Genomic DNA, 18702 nt, shown 5'->3' with positions numbered 1-18702 from the left:
ATGCGGATAGCGGCTCGAAACTCTGGCTTTGACAATTCCTGCCGGCTTGATATCATTTGCATACGAATGAATTTGACCGGCTCGGACGCCGGCAGGTTCCGTCGGGAACCCTTTTCTTGGAAGACCCATTTTTTGGGAAGGCCATTTTTTTGGAAGGCCCATTTTTGGGAAGGCAGGCGTGATCCGTTACGCGAAACCCACCACCATGGACGAGGCGCTGGCTTTGCTTGGCGAGGCTCGGTGGCGCATCCTTGCCGGCGGCACCGATTTCTATCCGGCGCAAGGAGCCAGGCCTTTCCGCGAAAACGTCCTCGACATCAACGGTCTCGCAATGCTGCGCGGGATCGCCCAGACCGAGGACCATTGGCTCATCGGTGCGCGCACCACCTGGACCGATCTTGTCCATCATCCGCTGCCGGCGGCTTTCGACGCGCTGAAGCAGGCGGCGCGGGAAGTCGGCTCCGTGCAGATCCAGAACGTCGCCTCGGTCGCCGGCAATCTCTGCAATGCCTCTCCGGCGGCCGACGGCGTGCCGGCGCTGCTGGTTCTCGACGCCGAGGTCGAGTTGCGCTCGGTGGCGATGGTCCGCCATCTGCCGCTGCAAAAATTCATTCTGGGAAACCGCCGCACGGACCTGCAGCCGGGCGAAATGGTCACCGCCATCCGCGTGCCGAAAGAAGCGGCCACCGGCACGTCGGCTTTCGAAAAACTCGGCGCGCGTCGCTATCTCGTCATTTCGATAGCCATGGCGGCGGCTCGCTTGACCGTTGAGGATGGCATGGTCGCCAACGCCGCCGTCGCCGTCGGCTCCTGTTCGGCGGTCGCCAGGCGTCTTGCAAGCGTCGAAGCAGCCTTGCGCGGCCTCCCGGTCGACGATGCTCTCGTCGCTGCGATCCAGTCCGCAGCGATGGACGAGCTTTCGCCGATCGACGACGTGCGCGGCAGCGCCGAATACCGGCTCGACGCCGCGCGCGAGATCGTCGTCCGAGCCGTGCTTTGTGCCGCGGGCCACGCGTCGGATGACAAGGCGGTGGCCGCATGAGCAAAGCTCAGCCTGTCATGACCAAAGCTCAGCCTGGCATGACCAAAGCTCAGCCTGGCATGAGCATGGAGTGCGCCGACATCGCCTTCGAGGTCAACGGCGCCGCCGTTTCTGTCTGCGTGCCGCCGGTTCGCCGTCTCTCTTCGGTGCTGCGTGACGACTTGCGCCTGACCGGCACCAAGGTCGGCTGCGATGCCGGCGACTGCGGCGCCTGCACGGTGCTTGTCGACGGCGAACCCGTCTGCGCCTGCCTGATGTCTGCGGCTTCTGCCGCTGGCACCGTGGTGACCACGGTCGAGGGTCTCGCCAACGGCAGATTGTCGGCGCTGCAGGCCTCGTTCCTCGACCATGGCGCGGCGCAATGCGGCATCTGCACACCCGGCCTGCTCATCGCGGCGACAGCGCTTCTGGAGAAGAACCCCAATCCAACCGAGGCCGAAACTCAGGATGCCCTGGGCGGCGTCCTCTGCCGCTGCACCGGCTATCGCAAGATCGTCGCCGCGGTGATGGATGCTGGACGGTTCGCTGATGAACGATCGACCGACGCCGCCGCCCCTCATCCGCCTGCCGGCACCTTCTCCCCGTATAGTGATGGGAAGAAGGGAGAAGCTCCAGCGCCGGCGTCCCCCTCTCTCCGTTTTCTCGGCCTTGACCGCAGAATGCCGATCTCAGGCCACGCCGTCGGCTCCTCTCCAATCCGCCTCGACGGCCTGCCGAAAGTCACCGGCGGCGAAAAATTCGGCGGCGATTCCTTCCCGGCCGATGCGTTGGCGGTGCTGGTGGTCCGCTCGCCGCATCATCACGCCCGCTTCGCCTTCGACGATCTCGAGGCCTGGGTGAAAACCCATCCCGGAATCGTCGGCGTCTTCACCGCCGCCGACATTCCGGGAAAGAACTGCTTCGGCGTCATTGCGCCTTTTGCCGACCAGCCGGCGCTGGCTGAAGATTTTTCGCGCTTTCGCGGCGAGGCGGTGGCGCTGGTTGCCGGCGAGCGCGAGGCCATCCTCGATCTCGACCTTGCGGATTTTTCTGTTCGTTGGACCGAGTTGCCGCATTTTCTGCAGCCTCGCGCGGCGCAGGCCGGCGGCGCACAACTGATCCACGACAACCGGCCGGCAAACCTGCTCACATCAGGCTTTGTCGAGCGCGGTGACCCCGACGCCGCCCTTGCCGGCGCTGCTTTCACGGTGTCCGGCGCCATCGACACGTCCTATGTCGAGCACGCCTATATCGAGCCCGAGGCCGGCTATGCCTATATGGACGGCGACACGCTGGTCATCGTCGCCTGCACGCAGGCGCCCTATATGGACCGCGACGACGTGGCAAAAGTGCTTGGCCTTGCCGTCGACAAGGTGCGGATCGTGCCGACCGCCACCGGCGGCGGCTTCGGCTCCAAGCTTGACGTTTCGTTGCAGCCGCTGATCGGTCTGGTCGCAATGAAGACCGGCCGGCCGGCGGCGCTCGCCTATACCCGTCATGAATCGATGATCTCGACCACCAAGCGCCATCCCGCCGAGATGAAGGCGACGATCGGCGCCGATGCCGATGGCCACATCACCGGCATGGTGTTCGCCGGCGATTTCAATACCGGCGCCTATGCAAGCTGGGGACCGACCGTCGCCAACCGCGTGCCGGTGCACGCCTCCGGTCCCTATGCGACGCCGAATTATCGGGCCGAAGGCCGCGCCATCCACACCAATGGCCCGATCTCCGGCGCCTTCCGCGGTTTCGGCGTGCCGCAGGCGACGATCATGCAGGAGACGCTCTATGACCAACTGGCCGAAAAGCTTGGCCTGGATCGGCTCGATTTTCGCTTGAAAAACTGCCTTCGAAACGGCTCCGAAACGGTTACCAGCCAGAGGCTGGAATCAGGCGTCGGTATCGCCGAGTGCCTCGATGCGCTGCGGCCGCATTGGACACGTGCGCTTGTCGATGCCGAAACATTCAACAGTGCCAATGACAGCAGGAAACGCGGCGTCGGCGTCGCCTCCTGCTGGTATGGTTGCGGCAACACCTCGTTGCCCAATCCGTCGACCATCAGGGTCGGCATCTCGGCTGAAGGCGATGTCGTCCTGCATCAGGGTGCGGTCGATATCGGGCAAGGCTCGAACACGGTCATTGCCCAGATCTGCGCCGACGCGCTCGGGCTGCCGCTGGAACAATTCCGCCTGAAAAGCGCTGACACGGCGATCACGCCGGACGCCGGCAAGACGTCGGCCTCGCGTCAAACCTTCGTGACCGGCAAGGCCGCTGAAAAAGCCGGCCGTGCCTTGCGCGAGACGATCCTGCGCTTCGCCAATGTGTCGGAAAAAGCGACGATCGCTTTCGAGAGCGCAAGCCTGATCATCCGCGAGGGCGAAGCGACACGGCATATCGATTTGTCCACGCTGAAGGCCGATGCCGACGGCTTGGTCTTTCGCGCCGAGGAAAGCTATGACCCGCCGACCCTGCCGCTCGACGCCAGGGGCCAGGGCAAACCTTATGCCGTCTATGGCTACGGCGCGCAGATCGCCGAACTGGAGGTCGATCTCAAGCTCGGCACGGTCAAGCTGATCAAGATCACCGCCGCACATGATGTCGGCAAGGCGATCAATCCGCTGCTCGCCGAAGGCCAGATCGAGGGCGGCATCGCGCAGGGCATCGGCATGGCGCTGATGGAGGAGTATATCCCCGGCCGCACCGAGAATCTGCACGACTATTTGATCCCGACGATAGGCGACGTGCCGCCGGTCGAAACCATCCTGATCGAAGTTCCGGATCCGGAAGGACCCTTTGGCGCCAAGGGCCTGGGCGAGCATGTGCTGATCCCGACGGCGCCGGCGATCCTCAATGCCATCCGCCATGCCACCGGTGTCCTGGTCAGCAAAATTCCGGCGACGCCGAGCCGCATCCGCGCCGCGATACGCGACAAGGAGGCACGCCGATGAGCGAGCTTGCCGAACGCTTCGAGACGCATGATCCCGGCGAGAAGCAGGTGGCGGAAAAAATCCGCTGCGATGCCTGCCCGGTCATGTGCTACATAGCAGATGGTCGCACCGGCGCCTGTGATCGCTACGGCAATGTCAGCGGCAGGATTGTGCGGATGGATCCGCTGACCATCCTCGACCACGCGACCGAGGCCGGCGGCGCGGTCGTGCCGTTTGTCGCCGAGGGCGAAGAATGGGATGGTGAACTGGTCAACACCGGCCGCCGCTTCGTCACCGCGATCGGCGCCGGCACCACCTATCCCGACTACAAGCCGGCGCCTTTCATCGTCAGCCAGGAGGTCGAAGGCGTCGATCTCGTCACCGTCGTCACCGAGGGCATCTTCTCCTACTGCGGCGTCAAGGTGAAGATCGACACCGACCGCCATATCGGCCCCGAAACGGCGACGGTCCGCGCGGCGGGCGAGGCGATCGGCCATGTCACGACAGGCGAATATGGCTCGCAGATGCTGTCGCTGGGCGGCGTGCATCATCTGACCGGCGGTTCGAAGGCCGAAGGTCGCGCCACCTGCGATGCGCTGCTCAATCTATGCAACCGCAAGCCGGTCGAACTCGCCATCGACGGCGGTGCCACGGTCGTCGTCGAAGCCGGCAAGCCGCCGGTCATCGACGGCAAGCTCGAGCAGCGGATGCGCGTCGGCTGCGGCTCGGCCACCATCGGCATGTTCGCCACCCAGTGGCGCGGCCTGGTCGACGAGGTGGTGGTGGTCGACGACCACATCACCGGCGTCGTCTCCGAGCATCAGGCGGGCAAGGTGCTAGGCTGGCAGGATACGGGGATAAAAATCATCGGCCGCCGTTCGACGCCGGGCCGCTATTTCAAGGTGTCGGAGCCCGGCCTCGGCTGGGGCGGCACCAGTATTTCCGACCCGCTGTCGATCCTTGGTGAATGGAATGCGAAGAAGGGCGCGCGTCCCGGCCTGTCGCTGCTGATGGTCTCGACCACCGGCGAGCAATTCGCCTATTACGAGCTCGACGACGCGTTGAAGCCGGTGCAAAAACCGTTCCCCGAGCGGCTGCAGAAATCCGTCGGCCTGATCGAGGACAATTGCGAGCCGGCGCTGTGCACCGTGCTGTTCGTCGGCGGCGCCGGAGGCTCGCTGCGCGCCGGCGTCACCGAGAACCCGGTCAATCTGACCCGCTCGGTGCAGGGCCTGACGACTTATGTGACGGTCGGCGGCGCGCCGGTCTATGTCTGGCCGGGCGGCGGCATCACGCTGATGGTCGACGTCACCCGCGTGCCGGAAGGCGCCTTCGGCTATGTGCCGACGCCGGCGCTGGTGGCGCCGATCGAGTTCACCCTGCGCCGCGACGATTATATCAGGCTCGGCGGCTACGAAGCCGAAATCCGCAGCGTTGACGACATTCTCGCCAAAGGCGGCGAGTATCTCAACCCGCGCCGCGGCACGGCTGCGCCGGCCCGCAACCCGTGGCCGCCGCTGGCGCAGTTGCGGCGTGCGGCGGGCAACGGGGCCGGGTGATGAACGGGCCGCAGGTACATTGGCTTGAGGACGGCAGGCGGCTGCATCTCAATCATGGCCCGATCGACCTGATCATCGAGGCATTTGGCGATGCGGGCGAATGCCGCGCCGCCTATGGCCAGGCGGTGGCGCGGTTTCAAACAATCCTGCAGCAACTCGTCGAAGAGCTGCCGGAACTGCGCCGCCCGGCCTCTTCGCGGCCCCGGGCTTTCGCTGGCCCGACGGCGCGACGCATGGAGGCGGCGGTTGTTCCGCTGGCGAAACAATTCATCACACCGATGGCTGCGGTCGCCGGTTCGGTAGCCGACGAAATGCTTGGTGCGCTGCTGGCCGGGCGCCGGCTCGATCGCGCCTATGTCAACAATGGTGGCGACAGCGCCATCCATCTCGGCAACGGCCGGTCCATGACCGTCGCCATTGCCGGGACGGGCCATGGACTGGCAGACCGGATCACGATCCGTGCCGAAGACGGGATCGGCGGCATCGCGACAAGCGGCTGGCGCGGCCGTTCCTTTTCGCTGGGCATCGCCGACGCTGTTACCGTACTGGCGCGGACCGGAGCTGAAGCCGATGCCGCCGCGACCCTGATCGCCAACGCCGTCGATCTGCCCGGTCATGGCGCCATCGAGCGCATGCCGGCGCGTGATCTGGCGCCCGACAGCGACCTTGGCGATCGCCTGGTCACCCAAGCCGTCGGCGCGCTTTCATCAGTCGAAATCGCAGTCGCGCTGGACCGCGGGTTCACCGTCGCCGAAGAGTTTCGGCGACATGGTCTGATTGCCGCTTCAGCCTTGTTCCTTGCCGGTCAGGCACGGATCGCCGGTCCCATGGCGCTCGTTGCGCCCAACGAGAAATCGAGGAAGGAAATTGCCCATGCCTGAGTTTGCGATCCGCAAGGTTGCGGTGCTGACCGAGGAGATCTTTCATGAGGGCGGGCCGGTGGCGAAGGTGCCACGCCGCCGCGCCGCGGCCATGGCGGTGGTCAACAACCCATTCGCCGGCCGTTACGTGGAAAAGCTGCAAAGCGCCATGGACGATCTGAAGCCGCTCGGCCTGCTGCTCTCAGACAAGCTCATCGCCGCATTGGGCGGCGACGTGAAACAGATCGACGGCTACGGCAAGGGCGCCATCGTCGGTATCGCCGGCGAACTGGAGCATGGCGCGCTGTGGCATGTGCCTGGCGGCTATGCCATGCGCGAGCGGCTCGGCGACGCCAAGGCGATCGTGCCATCGGCAAAGAAGGTCGGCGCCTTCGGCGCGCGGCTCGACGTGCCGCTCGGCCATATCAACGCCGCCTATGTGCGCAGTCATTTCGATGCAATGGAGGTCGGCATCAGCGACGGGCCTCGTCCCGACGAGATCCTGTTCTGCCTCGCCATGACCTGCGGCCCGCGCGTGCACGATCGCATGGGCGGCCTCGCGGCAAAGGACATCAAGGCTTGGGACGGACTGCGGTGAGCGCCGAAGACGTCAAGCTCAAGCTGGTCGAGGCAGAGGAGCCTGACGAGAGCGATTACCGCCTGCAGGAGCAGGTCGGCTTCATCCTGCGCAAGGCGCACCAGCGCCATGTCTCGATCTTCGCCGCGCACATCGCCGACCTGACGCCGCCGCAATTCGCCGCTTTGGCCAAGTTGCACGATGTCGGCGAGACCTCGCAGAACCAGCTTGGCAGCCTGATCGCCATGGACGCGGCGACGGTGAAAGGTGTCATCGACCGGCTCAAGGCGCGCGGCCTGGTCGAGCTTTCCAAGCATGAGGTCGATAAAAGGCGCCTGCTGGTCAATCTGACCGCTGAAGGCCGCGATGCCGTCGAGCGGCTGATCCCGATCGCCCGCGACATCACGCAGGAAACGCTGGCGCCGCTTTCGGCCAAGGAGGCCGCGATTTTCATGAGGCTTTTGGCCAAGCTGGCGTGAGCGCGGCCTTGGTCGGCGCTGCCCTCATTGTCCTGCCGGACATTTCTCCCCGTATGGTCAGAGTATGGTCAGGAGGAGAAAGGCGCCGCCATCGATGGTTATCTGGTGCATGGGAAGTTCTCCCGTTGGGTGGTTTCCGGAAAACCCCGCTTGGGCGGCCCTTCCTCATCTTCTTCTCGAAGACACCCCCGGCCCGCGGAGCGCCGGTGCAACTGCGGGTGAGCATCCCTGTCCGGTCGAGCGGGGCCTGAAGCCCTGCGCAGGACGCCGTGGCCGGATCGCGACGCCGGCGGTTGAGCTTCAGCGTCACCGGTCCGGCCGATCGGCGAACCGGTTTTTTCTCTCGCTTCGCCATACTATTTCCCGCTTCCCCATCCCTCTTGAATGCCGGTCATTCCGACGCTATATTGCGTCAAAGAAAGCGGCATCGTGACGATAGGAGGCCCGAATTGGGCTTGGTACAGTATTTTGACAACGGGTTCTTCGCGCCACGAAAGATCGCGGACGCCTTCCGCACAACCAGCGAGGAAGTCGCCCGGACAGCGGGACTCGGCAAGGATGCGGTCCAGCGCAAGGACCGCGTCCGCTCGGACAAGACCCAGCGCCGGCTGCGCGAGATGGTCGAGGTGATCAACAAGATCGAGCCGCGCTTCGGTTCGACATTGATGGCCTATGCCTGGTATCGCTCCGAGCCGCTGCCCGGGTTTTCGGGTCAGACGGCCATGCAGCTCGTGCGCAGCGGCCGCGTTGAGGAGGTGCTCGAATATCTCGACGCGGTCGACGCCGGCGTTCACGCCTGACCCGGTGCTGTATCGGGGAAAGCTCTATCGCGCGCTGAATCCTGTCTACGCGCGCGAGCCGCTGTCGGGCCGTGGCGCCGAGCTCTATGGCGGGCGTTTTAATCCGAAGGGTATGCCCGCTCTCTACGCATCATTGTCGGTGATGACGGCGCTGCGCGAAGCCAACCAGGCCGGCAATCTCCAGCCCACGACGCTCGTCTCCTATGACGCCGAAATCGACGGCATCTTCGATTGCCGGGATGAACCAGCCCTGGAGGCCGAGGGCATGGATGCTGCCGCGCTCGCCGACGGCACATGGCGCGACCAGATGAAGGCGAGCGGGGAAGCACGGACGCAGGCTTTTGCCCGCCGGCTGATCGCCGTCGGCCATCATGGCTTGCTGGTGAGGAGCTTCGCCCGCGGTGCGACCGAGTACGACCTTAATCTCGTGCTCTGGAAATGGGGCGATGCGGCCCCTGCCCGCCTTCTTTTGATCGACGACGAGAACCGCCTGTCAAGATAGCTGCCTATGCAGCTACCTTGTCAGGCCGCTTCCGACAGCGATTTGTGGACGTTGGCCAGGATCTCGAAGGATCGCACCCGCGCTGCGTGGTCGAAAATCTGCGCGGTAACCATCAGCTCGTCGGCGCCGGTGCGCTGCACGAACGCCTCGATGCCTTGCCTGACCGTTTCCGGGGCGCCGACGACGGCGCATGACAGCGCTTGGCCGAGCATGGTTTTGGCCATCGGGTCGAGGTCGCGCTCATATCCGTCGACCGGCGGCGGCAAGCGGCCGGGCCGGCCGGTGCGCAGATTGACGAAGGCCTGCTGCAGCGAGGTGAACAACAGCCGCGCCTCGGCGTCGGAGGGTGCAGCGAATACGTTGAGGCCGAGCATCACATAGGGCTTGTCGAGCTGTTTCGACGGCTGGAAGCGCGAGCGATAGATCTCCAGTGCGTGGTCGAGTTCGGCCGGTGCGAAATGCGACGCGAAGGCGTAGGGCAGGCCGAGCATGGCGGCGAGCTGCGCGCCATAGAGGCTCGAGCCCAAAATCCAGATTGGCACCTGCTCGCCTTCGCCGGGCACGGCGCGGATACGATGACCGTCTTCGGCCGGCTGGAAATAGCCCATCAGTTCGACGACATCCTGCGGAAAACTGTCGGCGCCGGCCTCGAGGTTGCGGCGCAGCGCGCGCGCCGTGCCCATGTCGGTGCCCGGCGCCCGGCCGAGGCCGAGGTCGATGCGGCCTGGATGCAATGCGTTGAGCGTGCCGAACTGCTCGGCGATGACCAGCGGCGAATGATTGGGCAGCATGATGCCGCCGGCGCCGACCCGTATCGTCCTGGTGCCGCCGGCGACATGGGCAATGACGACGGAGGTGGCGGCGCTGGCGATGCCCGGCATATTGTGATGCTCGGCCAGCCAATAGCGCCTGTATCCCAGCCGCTCGGCATGGCGGGCGAGATCGAGCGAATTGGCGAGCGATTGCGAAGCGTTGCTGCCTTCGACGATCGGCGACAGGTCGAGAACGGAAAGAGCGGTCATGGGCGGGGATCCTGTGGACGGGAGGGATGTAGGAAGCGACCGCCACGGCCGCAAATTCATAAAATTGAACTGACGCCCATGCGTCCGGTCCCCTGCCGCAGCTTATCCCGCTCCTCGGATCATACGCCCGCAGCTGTGTCGGTTTCTGGAATCTCTTCGTCCTCAACCGTCGTATGCTGCGCGGCCAGGAAATTGCCGACATGGCTGAGGCCGTCAAAATGATCGCAGAACACCTTGATGACGACCAGCAGCGGCACCGCCATCAGCGCGCCGACGAAACCCCACAGCCAGGACCAGAAGGCAATGGCGATGAGGATCGCTACGGAGTTGATCTGTAGGCGCCGGCCAACCACCGTCGGCGTCACGAATTGGCCTTCGACGGTATCGCACAACAGCACGAAGGCCGGCGCCAGCAGCGCGTAGGTGATGCTGTCGAAGCTGATCAGCGCGATGATCGTGACAAGCGTGATGGTGATCAGCGCCCCGATATAGGGCAGGAAATTGAGCAGAGCCGCTGCCGCGCCCCAGACCTGCGGGTTAGGCATGCCGAGTGCCCACAGGCCGAGTCCGATGACCACGCCCAGGCATGTATTGATGACGGCGACGGTGAGCAGATAGTGCGAGATTTCACGTTCAACGTCATAGACGACGCGCAGTGCCCGCTTCTTTTCGCTGAGGCTGGGGAAGGATTCGACGATCTTCTCATAAAACATCGTGCCGGAGGCGAGCAGGAACAGCGACAGGACGAAGACGATGATCAGGCTGGTGCCCGCCGACAGCAAATTGCTGGCGGCTTGTGGGAGAAGGCCGGATTGCGCCATGGCTACCCTCTGGACGCCCGGCCCTTGGGAGGTCTGCGTCAGTCCCTCTATCTGCCGCGAAATCTCCATGATCCGTTCGAAAGGACGCCGCAGTTGCGCGAGACGTTCCGCCAGCTGCTGGCCGATCACCGAGGTGTTGTTGATGAGGTCGATGACCGGGCCGCTGAGCAGATACCCTGCGGCGGCGATGACGCAGAACGACAGCAGCACCAGCAGTGTCGCCGATATCACATCGGGCATGCCGTGTTTGCGCAGGAAACGGACGATCGGTGTCAGCGTCAGCGCCAGCAGGAAAGCCAGGATGACCGGCATGAAGAAGGCACGAGCGAAAGAGAGCGCGTAGATCGCCATGAGGATGAAGATGCCGACGAGCAGCGAACGCATCAAATGCATGTCCGCACGCGCCTCGACGCGCGGATCCGGGCTCTCGGCAGCGCCCGAAGCGGCGGGTTCGGCTTTCATTCTGGCCCTCGGGGCACACTGCGATTGGTGTACGCTGTTGGCGGAAACGCCTTTGCAGCATCAAGGTTCCGTTAGAGCGACGTGCGTCCACTTGGACGCACAAAGTACGCTCTAACGTTCTGAAGCTAGATATCGGCCCGAAAATCGATTCCGATTTGCGGCCGATGCGTTAGCCGGCGCTTACGATGACCTAACCCTACGATGTTGCCGGCGAATCAGGCGGCCGGCGCGGCAGCGGCAGGGATGCCCTTCGCCGTTTCCTTGCGCACGATCGGCGCCACCTTGGTGCCGTAGAGTTCGATCGCCTTCATGATTTTGGCGTGCGCCATGGTGCCGATCGCCATTTGCAGCAGGAAGCGGTCGTTGCCGAATATCCTGTGCTGGGCGATGATCTTTTCGGCCACCTGTTCTGGATTGCCGACGAACAGCGCGCCGTTCGGGCCGCGCGACTGGTCGAAATGTGCTCTCGACGTCGGACCCCAGCCGCGCTCGCGGCCGATGCGGTTCATCACCTCGGCCTGCGGCCCATAAAAATCATTGGCCGCCTGGTCGGTGGTCTCGGCGATGAAGCCATGCACGTTGAGGCTGGTGGCCAGATCAGCCGGATCGTTGCCGGCCCGTTTGGCCGCCTCCCTGTAAATATCGAACAGCGGCGCGAACCGCGCCGGCTCGCCGCCGATGATGGCCAGCGCCAGCGGCAGGCCGAGCGCGCCGGCCCGCGCGGCGGATTGCGGCGTGCCGCCGATCGCGATCCAGATCGGCAATCTGTCCTGGAACGGGCGGGGATAGACGCCGCGATCATTGATCGGAGCGCGCAGCCTGCCCGACCAACTCACCTTGACATGATCGCGGACGGCAAGCAGCAGATCGAGCTTTTCGGCAAAGAGCTCGTCATAGTCGTCGAGATCGTAGCCGAACAGCGGAAACGATTCGATGAACGAGCCGCGCCCAGCCATGATCTCGGCCCGGCCGCTGGATAGAAGGTCGAGTGTCGCAAACTGCTGGAAGACACGGACCGGATCGTCGGAGGAAAGCACGGTGACCGCGCTGGTCAGCTTTATGCGCCGGGTGCGTTCGGCCGCCGCGGCCAGGGCCACGACTGGCGCTGAAGCCGCATAATCGGGACGGTGATGCTCGCCCAACCCAAACACGTCGAGGCCGACCTGGTCGGCCAGCTCGATCTCCTCGATCAGGTTGCGCAGCCGCTCATGCGCACCGATGGCGCCCAGGCCTGGTTCCGGGCTGACGTCGGCGAAGGTGTAGAGACCGAGTTCCATCATCTGTCATCCTGGTGTTTTGTTCTGGCGTTTTGTTTTTCGCGCTACAGGTAGCGACCAGTCCGCCGCGCCGCCAGAGGGTCGGATGGTGAACAGTGCATGTCCGTTTCAGCCGAATTCAGCCGAAAAGGCGTCTCCCGACTGCAACAGCTCAGAATTTCATGGCTGGCATACCGTTTTGGCGCTTGAACTCTGGGTTTTCACGCGTATGTAAGCCTCGCAAATTGACTCCAGGGAAGTGGACTTGGCTATCTATAGGGAAAAAGACGTTTTCGAGCGGCGCAATGCCGCAAACGAGGCAAAGAAGGCGCTTCTCGAGCGCTTCAAGGCAAGGCCGGCAGCGGACGATCCAGCGGTGCTGGCACGGCAGGCCGAACGCAAGGCGATCCTCGAAGCCCGTGCGATACGCGAGGCCGAAAAGGCCAGGCTGAAGCAGGAAAAGCTGGCGCGCGAAGCGGCCGAAAAGGCCGAGCGCGAAGCTGCCGCCGAAGCGGCGCGGATTGCTGCGGAAGAAGCGGCGCAGGCGGAAGCGAAGATCCGGGAAGCCGAAGAGAACGAGCGCATCGCTCGTTTGCTTGCCGACGAGGCCGAGCGTAAGGCCAAGCGCGACGCGCGCTATGCGGCGCGCAAGCAGCGCACCGGCAGGACGCCTCCGGGCTTTTCCGCTCGCTAGCAGCGCGATTTCGCGAATTAAATTCAGGGCCGCCTTGCGCGGCCCTGAAGGCGTTTGTGATGCGGCCTTGCTGCAAACTAATGCATGTCGCCCAAAAGTGCGAAGCGGTTTTGGGGCCACGACATGCATAAAAACAGGAACTTAAACCGCGTCGCGTGAATCCCCTCAGACGCGACGCGCTTTAGGTCGCGAGTTTCAATCCCATGATGCCGCCGACGATGAGTGCGATGCAGGCCAGCCTGATCGCGGTCGCAGGCTCACCGAGCAGCCAGATGCCAAGCAGCGCCGTGCCGACGGTGCCGATGCCGGTCCACACCGCGTAAGCCGTGCCGACCGGCAGCGTCTTCAGCGCCAGTCCGAGCAAGGCGAGACTGACGACCATCGAGGCAACCGTCAGGACGGTCGGAAGCGGCCTTGAAAAGCCATCAGTGTATTTGAGGCCGATCGCCCAGCCGATCTCGAACAGGCCAGCGAAGAAGAGAAGAATCCACGACATCGGAACGCTCCATTGGCTTGCGGGTCGTCCCGGTCATTTCCGAAAGCGCAAAGTCGTCTTCGTCGCTTGATTTAGAAATTCGGGTGCCCAATCAACAGCAGCGCCGACGGCACTTCAGGACCAATCGCTGCATGTCGATGGTCTTGAAATACCGTCGGGTCGTGACCTTGCGCCGAAACGCCGAGGCTTACTTGTCCTTGAGTTTGGTCGCCTTGACGGGCGGCGCTTTCAGGGCCGGGGCAGCGGCAGGTTTCTTCGCGTCCTTCTTCGGCTTGCGGGCTTCTTTGCCCGCCTTCATCGCACCTTTAGCCATGATTCGTTTCCTCCTGATGTGGCAAGCGAAATGAACCAAGAGAAACGCCCGACCGCAAGAGGCATAATCTGGCGCCGGCGCCAGCCGTCGGCAGTCAACCGTTCTAATTCGCTCGTAAACCGCGCCGGTCCGTGCGATGATCTTTTTTTGCACTGCAGCAACAGCCCGTGCCTTCGCCGGGTGGTGATCCGGCAGGCCGGTCAGGACGACAATGCGAATCCATATCGGCTGCGAGATGAGCTTCGACTTTCCGCAGGAAACGCCGCTGATCGCGATGCTCAACGTTCACTATTCCCGCGCGTCCGATCTCGAGCGGCCGGATTTCCTGACTTCGAATCCACCGGTGCCGATCGAGAGCTACCGCGACAGTTTCGGCAATTGGTGCAATCGCCTTGTCGCCCCGCCCGGTCGCTTCACCTTCGGCACGGACGCGGTGATCCGCGATCCCGGAAGCTTCGAGAGGGGTGATCTGGTGGCATGGCAGCACGAGGTGCGCGACCTGCCGTCTGAGACATTGCTGTTCCTGCTGCCGAGCCGCTATTGCGAGAGCGACGTGCTGGCGAGCGAGGCGTGGCGGCTGTTCGGCCACTCACCGCTCGGTATTCCACGCGTGCAGGCGGTCTGCGATTTCGTCCACAACCACATCATCTTCAACTACGCCAACGCGCGGCCGACGCGCACGGCAGCAGAGGCCTATCGTGAGCAAAGCGGCGTCTGCCGCGACTTTGCCCATCTCGCCGTCGCCTTCTGCCGCGCCTTGAACATCCCGACGCGCTACTGCACCGGCTACATCAGCGACATCGGCTTGCCGAAACCCTGGTCGGACATGGATTTCGCCGCCTGGATGGAGGTCTATCTCGGCGGTCGCTGGCATGCCTTCGATCCGCGCAACAATGCGCCGCGCATCGGCCGCATCCTGATCGCCTCCGGCCGCGACGCAGCCGATGTGCCGCTGACCCATATTTTCGGGCCGGGCACGCTGGCCGGTTTCAAGGTCTGGACTGATGAGATCATCGAACAGGCGTAAGCGCCGCAGTCTTGAACCAGCGGATGCTTCGCGCGTTGTGATTGCCTGTGGAGCTTCGGCCGGTGCGCCGTTAAGCTCAAACGCGTCGAGGCGCGGCTGAAGGGAGGAGCGAAGATGAAAATCGACGGCCGGTGCCATTGCGGCGCCATCACTTACGAAGCGGAGGTCGATCCGGACAAGACCAGTATTTGTCACTGCATCGATTGCCAGCAGCTGACCGGAACAGCGTTTCGGGTGACCGTGCCGGCGCCGGAAGAGCACTACCGCATCACCAAGGGCACGCCAAAAATCTACATCAAGACCGCAGCGAGCGGCGCCAGGCGCGCCCAGGCCTTTTGCGGCGAGTGCGGTTCGCACCTCTATGCCACGTCGGTCGGCGACGGGCCGAAAGTCTACGGCATCAGGGTCGGCACGGCGCGGCAGCGCGAACAACTGATCCCGAGCAAACAGATCTGGCACCGCTCGGCGCTGCCTTGGCTGCCGAAGTTCGAAGGCACGATGATCGTCGAGGAGCAGTAGCCTCTCAGTCGTCGCCTTCGACGACCCTTAGCCTCAACTGGCCGGTCTTGGAGTCGGCGACGCGCGCGCCCGCTTCGGCCCTCACGCCGGCCCCCGATCCGGCGTCGCCCTCCGTCGGTTGCGCGCCGAACTCCAGCGCTTCGATCTTCTGGCCGCGCTTGGTCACCTTCGAAGTCGAGACGAGAATATCGTCGATATCCTTGGCCGACTGGCCGAAATGGCTCTGCAGCTTGCGCACCCGCTCGTCGAGGCGCGAGACATCCTCCATCAGCCGGATGACTTCGCCCTGGATCAGATGCGCCTGCTCGCGCATGCGGGCGTCCTTGAGAATCGCCTGGATGACCTGGATCGACAGCATCAGCAGCGACGGCGAGACGATGACGATGCGGGCGCGGTGCGCCTTGTGGACAATCCCCTCGAAATTCTCGTGGATCTCGGCGAATACCGATTCCGACGGCACGAACATGAAGGCGGTGTCCTGCGTCTCGCCCTGGATCAGGTATTTGTCGGAAATATCGCGGACATGCACCTCGATATCGCGCCGGAACGCTTGTGCGGCGACCTTCTGCAAATCGGCGCCTTCGGCGGCACGGATGGCATTCCAGGCTTCCAGCGGAAACTTGGCGTCGATGGCAAGTGCAGGCGCGCCGTTCGGCATCTTCACCAGGCAGTCGGGCCGGCTGCCGTTCGACAGGGTCGCCTGGAATTCATAGGCGCCGTGCGGCAGGCCATCGGCGACGATCGCCTCCATGCGCGACTGGCCGAAGGCGCCGCGCGTCTGCTTGTTCGAGAGGATTGCCTGAAGTTGCACGACCTGGCTGGCGAGCGACTGGATGTTGCCTTGCGCTGTATCGATGACCGCCAGCCGCTCCTGCAGTTTGGCGAGGCTCTCATGCGTCGATTTCGTCTGCTCGGTCATGGTCTGGCCGAGACGGCCCGTCATCGCGTCGAGACGCTGGCCGATCGACTGCGTGAGTTCGGCCTGCCGCGCCCCGAACACTTCGGCGATGGCGCCCATGCGGCCCTGCATCTCGGCCTGGCTGGCCAGGATGCCGGCCATCCGCGCCTCGGCGTCGCGGGCGTGGTCGGCGGCCTCCGCGGCAGCCACCGCACGCGCCTTGGCCGAGCGCCAGAGCGCGACGACGAGCGCCACGAACAGGCCCAGGAACAGGACCGCGCCGAATCCCAGTGCGTGGCCGAGCGCAATCGTGGTGGCGCCGAGCCGGGCGATCGGTTCGGACAGGATGGTGGTCAGGTCGTTCATATCGGACAGCATAGATGATTCGGCCTGACCGCACAGATCAAAACGTGAACGGCGCTGCAACTGCCCCGGTTGACGCTTTTCGTGCAAGGTCTTAGGTGAGACGCCATGTCGATCAAGCCGCTCATCATCCTTCCCGATCCCGTCCTGCGCCAGGTTTCGAAACCGGTCGAGCGCGTCGACGGCGCTTTGCGCAAACTGGCCGATGACATGCTGGACACCATGTATGATGCGCCGGGCATCGGTCTGGCGGCGATCCAGGTCGGCGAACCGCTGCGCATGCTGGTGATTGACCTCGCCAAGGAAGACGAGCCGCCGGCGCCGCATGTCTTCATCAATCCGGAGATTCTTGAGAGCGCCGATCAACGCTCGGTCTACGAGGAGGGGTGCCTGTCGATTCCGGATTACTATGCCGAGGTCGAGCGCCCTGCCGCCGTGCGGGTGAAATATCTCGATCGCGACGGCAAGCTGCAGGAGATCGAGGCCGAAGGGCTGATGGCGACTTGCCTGCAGCACGAAATCGACCACCTCAACGGCGTTCTGTTCATCGATCACATCTCGAAGCTGAAACGCGACATGGTGGTGAAGAAATTCAAGAAGCTCGCGAGGGAGAAGGCACCGGGCAGCAAGGCGCCGGGCAAGCTGGTGGGATAGGGCTCAACAATGCCCTTGCGCGTCATCTTCATGGGTACGCCCGAATTCTCCGTGCCGACGCTGCGGGCGATCGCTGATGGCGGGCATGGGATAGAAGCCGTCTACACCCAGCCGCCACGCGCGGCCGGCCGCCGCGGGCTGGAACTGACGCCTTCGCCGGTGCAGCGCGAGGCCGAGCGGCTGGGCCTCGAGGTACGGACGCCGGTGTCGCTGAAGAACGAGGCCGAGCAGCAGGCATTCCGCGCCTTGCGGGCCGATGTAGCCGTCGTCGTCGCCTATGGATTGCTGTTGCCTAAACCAATTCTTGAGGCGCCGCGGCTCGGCTGCCTCAATGGTCACGCGTCGCTGTTGCCACGCTGGCGCGGCGCCGCCCCTATCCAGCGCGCCATCATGGCCGGCGATACCGAGACAGGCATGATGGTGATGCGGATGGAAGAGGGCCTGGACACCGGCCCGGTGGCGATGGTCGAAAAATGCGCCATCGGCCCCGATATGACGGCCGGCGAACTGCACGATCGGTTGATGCGCATTGGTGCCGCGCTGATGGCGGAAGCGCTGGCGCGAATGGAACGGGATGCCCTGACATTTACCGCACAGGTGACGGAGGGGGTGACCTACGCCAAAAAGATCGATAAAGCGGAGACTCGCGTGGACTGGACGCGGCCTGCTGGCCAAGTCCACGATCATATTCGCGGCCTGTCGCCCTTTCCCGGCGCATGGTGCGAGACCGAAATTGGCGGCCGCCTGGAGCGGCTGAAACTTCTTCGCTCGACGCTTTCGCAAGGCGCCGGCGAGCCGGGAGGAATTCTCGACGACCGGCTGACGGTCGCCTGCGGGTCAGGCGCGGTCAGGCTGGTCGAAGTTCAACGTGCGGGCGGAAGGCCCATTGCCGCGCAGGAATTTCTGCGTGGGGCCAAGCTCGAAAAAGGAATGAAACTCTCATGAGCATGATGTCGATACGCGCGGCGACGCCGCGGGACCGCGAGGCGATCCGCCTCGTCGAGGAACACGCATTCGGCCAGCAGGCGGAGGCCGGACTGGTCGACGCGCTGGTCAGCGGCGGCGATGCCGTCGTCGAACTGGTGGCGGAAGAAGATGGACAGGTGGTCGGCCATATCCTGTTTTCGAGGCTTTTCGTGCAGAACGGCGGCAAAAGCTTTCCGGCGGTGGCGCTGGCGCCTCTGGCGGTCGAGCCGTCCTTCCATGGCACCGGCATCGGCGGTGCGCTGGTCCGCGAGGCGCATATCCGCCTGAAGGATGCCGGCGAGGTGCTGGCGGTGGTGCTTGGCGATCCCGCCTATTATGGCCGCTTCGGCTACAGTCACGCGCGCGCCGAACAATTCGAAAGCGAGTTCCAGGGCGAAGCGTTGCAGGCGCTGGCCTGGGGCGAAGCGCCTGAGACCGGCAAGCTGGTCTACGCTTCGGCTTTCGGCACTGCGCTCGCCGCCTGAC

At 64.2% G+C, this 18702-nt stretch carries 20 protein-coding genes; 14 read left to right on the top strand and 6 right to left on the bottom strand.

Features of this window, described 5'->3' with window-relative positions; translation table 11 throughout:
- Positions 1-178: 178 nt before the first annotated feature.
- The 8 genes from JG739_RS02425 to JG739_RS02390 all read left to right on the top strand — a co-directional run bounded on the left by JG739_RS02425 (position 179) and on the right by JG739_RS02390 (position 8725).
- Positions 179-1042, top strand: a complete 864-nt coding sequence (locus JG739_RS02425) for an FAD binding domain-containing protein (RefSeq protein ID WP_202365085.1) — start codon at positions 179-181, stop codon at positions 1040-1042.
- A gap of 38 nt (positions 1043-1080) precedes the next feature.
- Entirely contained in the window at positions 1081-3969 is a 2889-nt protein-coding gene (locus JG739_RS02420; RefSeq protein ID WP_202367310.1) for a molybdopterin-dependent oxidoreductase, read from the top strand.
- Positions 3966-5507 carry a 6-hydroxynicotinate reductase gene (locus JG739_RS02415; protein ID WP_202365084.1) on the top strand — a complete coding sequence of 514 codons (1542 nt, stop codon included), beginning with the start codon at positions 3966-3968 and terminating at the stop codon, positions 5505-5507. Before JG739_RS02420 ends, JG739_RS02415 begins: the two co-directional genes overlap by 4 nt.
- Positions 5507-6388: a UPF0280 family protein gene (locus JG739_RS02410; protein WP_202365083.1), complete on the top strand. Its 882-nt coding sequence runs from the start codon at positions 5507-5509 to the stop codon at positions 6386-6388. The genes JG739_RS02415 and JG739_RS02410 overlap by 1 nt, the downstream gene beginning before the upstream one ends.
- The gene (locus tag JG739_RS02405) at positions 6381-6965 is read left to right on the top strand and encodes an amino acid synthesis family protein (protein ID WP_202365082.1); all 585 of its coding nucleotides are present in this window, start codon (positions 6381-6383) and stop codon (positions 6963-6965) included. Before JG739_RS02410 ends, JG739_RS02405 begins: the two co-directional genes overlap by 8 nt.
- Positions 6962-7423: a MarR family winged helix-turn-helix transcriptional regulator gene (locus JG739_RS02400; RefSeq protein ID WP_202365081.1), complete on the top strand. Its 462-nt coding sequence runs from the start codon at positions 6962-6964 to the stop codon at positions 7421-7423. The genes JG739_RS02405 and JG739_RS02400 overlap by 4 nt, the downstream gene beginning before the upstream one ends.
- Before the next feature lie 449 nt (positions 7424-7872).
- On the top strand, positions 7873-8223 hold the full coding sequence (locus tag JG739_RS02395; protein ID WP_202365080.1) for an MbcA/ParS/Xre antitoxin family protein: 351 nt from the start codon (positions 7873-7875) through the stop codon (positions 8221-8223).
- A gap of 4 nt (positions 8224-8227) precedes the next feature.
- A complete protein-coding gene (locus JG739_RS02390) occupies positions 8228-8725 on the top strand; it encodes an RES family NAD+ phosphorylase (protein WP_202365079.1) in 498 nt (165 codons plus the stop codon).
- A 20-nt stretch (positions 8726-8745) separates the two neighbouring features.
- Here the strand turns inward: JG739_RS02390 and JG739_RS02385 are convergent, their stop codons facing one another.
- The 3 genes from JG739_RS02385 to JG739_RS02375 all read right to left on the bottom strand — a co-directional run bounded on the left by JG739_RS02385 (position 8746) and on the right by JG739_RS02375 (position 12307).
- Positions 8746-9747, bottom strand: coding sequence for an LLM class flavin-dependent oxidoreductase (locus JG739_RS02385; protein ID WP_202365078.1), 1002 nt, complete (start codon positions 9745-9747; stop codon positions 8746-8748).
- Positions 9748-9866: 119 nt separating this feature from the next.
- On the bottom strand, positions 9867-11030 hold the full coding sequence (locus JG739_RS02380) for an AI-2E family transporter (RefSeq protein WP_202365077.1): 1164 nt from the start codon (positions 11028-11030) through the stop codon (positions 9867-9869).
- A gap of 215 nt (positions 11031-11245) precedes the next feature.
- Positions 11246-12307, bottom strand: a complete 1062-nt coding sequence (locus JG739_RS02375; protein WP_202367309.1) for an LLM class flavin-dependent oxidoreductase — start codon at positions 12305-12307, stop codon at positions 11246-11248.
- A 244-nt stretch (positions 12308-12551) separates the two neighbouring features.
- Between JG739_RS02375 and JG739_RS02370 the strand changes: the two genes are divergently transcribed.
- Positions 12552-12980: a DUF6481 family protein gene (locus tag JG739_RS02370; protein ID WP_065011625.1), complete on the top strand. Its 429-nt coding sequence runs from the start codon at positions 12552-12554 to the stop codon at positions 12978-12980.
- A 181-nt stretch (positions 12981-13161) separates the two neighbouring features.
- On the opposite strand, the gene sugE is transcribed toward JG739_RS02370, so the two are convergent.
- Complete coding sequence (gene sugE / locus JG739_RS02365; protein WP_202365076.1) at positions 13162-13476, bottom strand: quaternary ammonium compound efflux SMR transporter SugE; 315 nt, start codon at positions 13474-13476, stop codon at positions 13162-13164.
- Positions 13477-13663: 187 nt separating this feature from the next.
- Entirely contained in the window at positions 13664-13789 is a 126-nt protein-coding gene (locus JG739_RS35980) for a hypothetical protein (protein ID WP_274609419.1), read from the bottom strand.
- Positions 13790-14000: 211 nt separating this feature from the next.
- Between JG739_RS35980 and JG739_RS02360 the strand changes: the two genes are divergently transcribed.
- Positions 14001-14816, top strand: a complete 816-nt coding sequence (locus tag JG739_RS02360) for a transglutaminase-like domain-containing protein (protein ID WP_202365075.1) — start codon at positions 14001-14003, stop codon at positions 14814-14816.
- A gap of 114 nt (positions 14817-14930) precedes the next feature.
- A complete protein-coding gene (locus JG739_RS02355) occupies positions 14931-15335 on the top strand; it encodes a GFA family protein (protein ID WP_202365074.1) in 405 nt (134 codons plus the stop codon).
- Positions 15336-15339: 4 nt separating this feature from the next.
- Here JG739_RS02355 and JG739_RS02350 read toward each other — a convergent pair whose 3' ends face one another.
- On the bottom strand, positions 15340-16599 hold the full coding sequence (locus JG739_RS02350) for a DNA recombination protein RmuC (RefSeq protein WP_202367308.1): 1260 nt from the start codon (positions 16597-16599) through the stop codon (positions 15340-15342).
- 105 nt (positions 16600-16704) lie between these two features.
- Here JG739_RS02350 and def point away from each other — a divergent pair, with 105 nt between their 5' ends.
- Genes def through JG739_RS02335 form a run of 3 tightly spaced genes read left to right on the top strand, consistent with a single transcriptional unit; the run spans position 16705 to position 18701 of the window.
- Complete coding sequence (gene def / locus JG739_RS02345) at positions 16705-17250, top strand: peptide deformylase (protein WP_202365073.1); 546 nt, start codon at positions 16705-16707, stop codon at positions 17248-17250.
- A 9-nt stretch (positions 17251-17259) separates the two neighbouring features.
- Positions 17260-18195, top strand: coding sequence for a methionyl-tRNA formyltransferase (gene fmt / locus JG739_RS02340; protein ID WP_202365072.1), 936 nt, complete (start codon positions 17260-17262; stop codon positions 18193-18195).
- Positions 18192-18701, top strand: coding sequence for a GNAT family N-acetyltransferase (locus tag JG739_RS02335; RefSeq protein WP_202365071.1), 510 nt, complete (start codon positions 18192-18194; stop codon positions 18699-18701). Before fmt ends, JG739_RS02335 begins: the two co-directional genes overlap by 4 nt.
- Position 18702: the final 1 nt, after the last annotated feature.

It is taken from the genome of Mesorhizobium sp. L-2-11 (assembly GCF_016756595.1).
Classification (GTDB): domain Bacteria; phylum Pseudomonadota; class Alphaproteobacteria; order Rhizobiales; family Rhizobiaceae; genus Mesorhizobium.
This window is presented reverse-complemented; position numbering and strand designations above follow the sequence as displayed.

What these genes read in the sequence shown, in the direction of transcription:
- JG739_RS02415 (WP_202365084.1), top strand. Translation starts at nt 3,966, where the DNA reads ATGAGCGAGCTTGCCGAACGCTTCGAGACGCATGATCCCGGCGAGAAG.
- JG739_RS02380 (WP_202365077.1), bottom strand. Translation starts at nt 11,030, where the DNA reads ATGAAAGCCGAACCCGCCGCTTCGGGCGCTGCCGAGAGCCCGGATCCG.
- JG739_RS02355 (WP_202365074.1), top strand. Translation starts at nt 14,931, where the DNA reads ATGAAAATCGACGGCCGGTGCCATTGCGGCGCCATCACTTACGAAGCG.
- JG739_RS35980 (WP_274609419.1), bottom strand. Translation starts at nt 13,789, where the DNA reads ATGGCTAAAGGTGCGATGAAGGCGGGCAAAGAAGCCCGCAAGCCGAAG.
- JG739_RS02335 (WP_202365071.1), top strand. Translation starts at nt 18,192, where the DNA reads ATGAGCATGATGTCGATACGCGCGGCGACGCCGCGGGACCGCGAGGCG.
- sugE (WP_202365076.1), bottom strand. Translation starts at nt 13,476, where the DNA reads ATGTCGTGGATTCTTCTCTTCTTCGCTGGCCTGTTCGAGATCGGCTGG.
- JG739_RS02360 (WP_202365075.1), top strand. Translation starts at nt 14,001, where the DNA reads ATGCGAATCCATATCGGCTGCGAGATGAGCTTCGACTTTCCGCAGGAA.
- JG739_RS02405 (WP_202365082.1), top strand. Translation starts at nt 6,381, where the DNA reads ATGCCTGAGTTTGCGATCCGCAAGGTTGCGGTGCTGACCGAGGAGATC.
- fmt (WP_202365072.1), top strand. Translation starts at nt 17,260, where the DNA reads ATGCCCTTGCGCGTCATCTTCATGGGTACGCCCGAATTCTCCGTGCCG.
- def (WP_202365073.1), top strand. Translation starts at nt 16,705, where the DNA reads ATGTCGATCAAGCCGCTCATCATCCTTCCCGATCCCGTCCTGCGCCAG.
- JG739_RS02350 (WP_202367308.1), bottom strand. Translation starts at nt 16,599, where the DNA reads ATGAACGACCTGACCACCATCCTGTCCGAACCGATCGCCCGGCTCGGC.
- JG739_RS02375 (WP_202367309.1), bottom strand. Translation starts at nt 12,307, where the DNA reads ATGGAACTCGGTCTCTACACCTTCGCCGACGTCAGCCCGGAACCAGGC.
- JG739_RS02385 (WP_202365078.1), bottom strand. Translation starts at nt 9,747, where the DNA reads ATGACCGCTCTTTCCGTTCTCGACCTGTCGCCGATCGTCGAAGGCAGC.
- JG739_RS02420 (WP_202367310.1), top strand. Translation starts at nt 1,081, where the DNA reads ATGACCAAAGCTCAGCCTGGCATGAGCATGGAGTGCGCCGACATCGCC.
- JG739_RS02410 (WP_202365083.1), top strand. Translation starts at nt 5,507, where the DNA reads ATGAACGGGCCGCAGGTACATTGGCTTGAGGACGGCAGGCGGCTGCAT.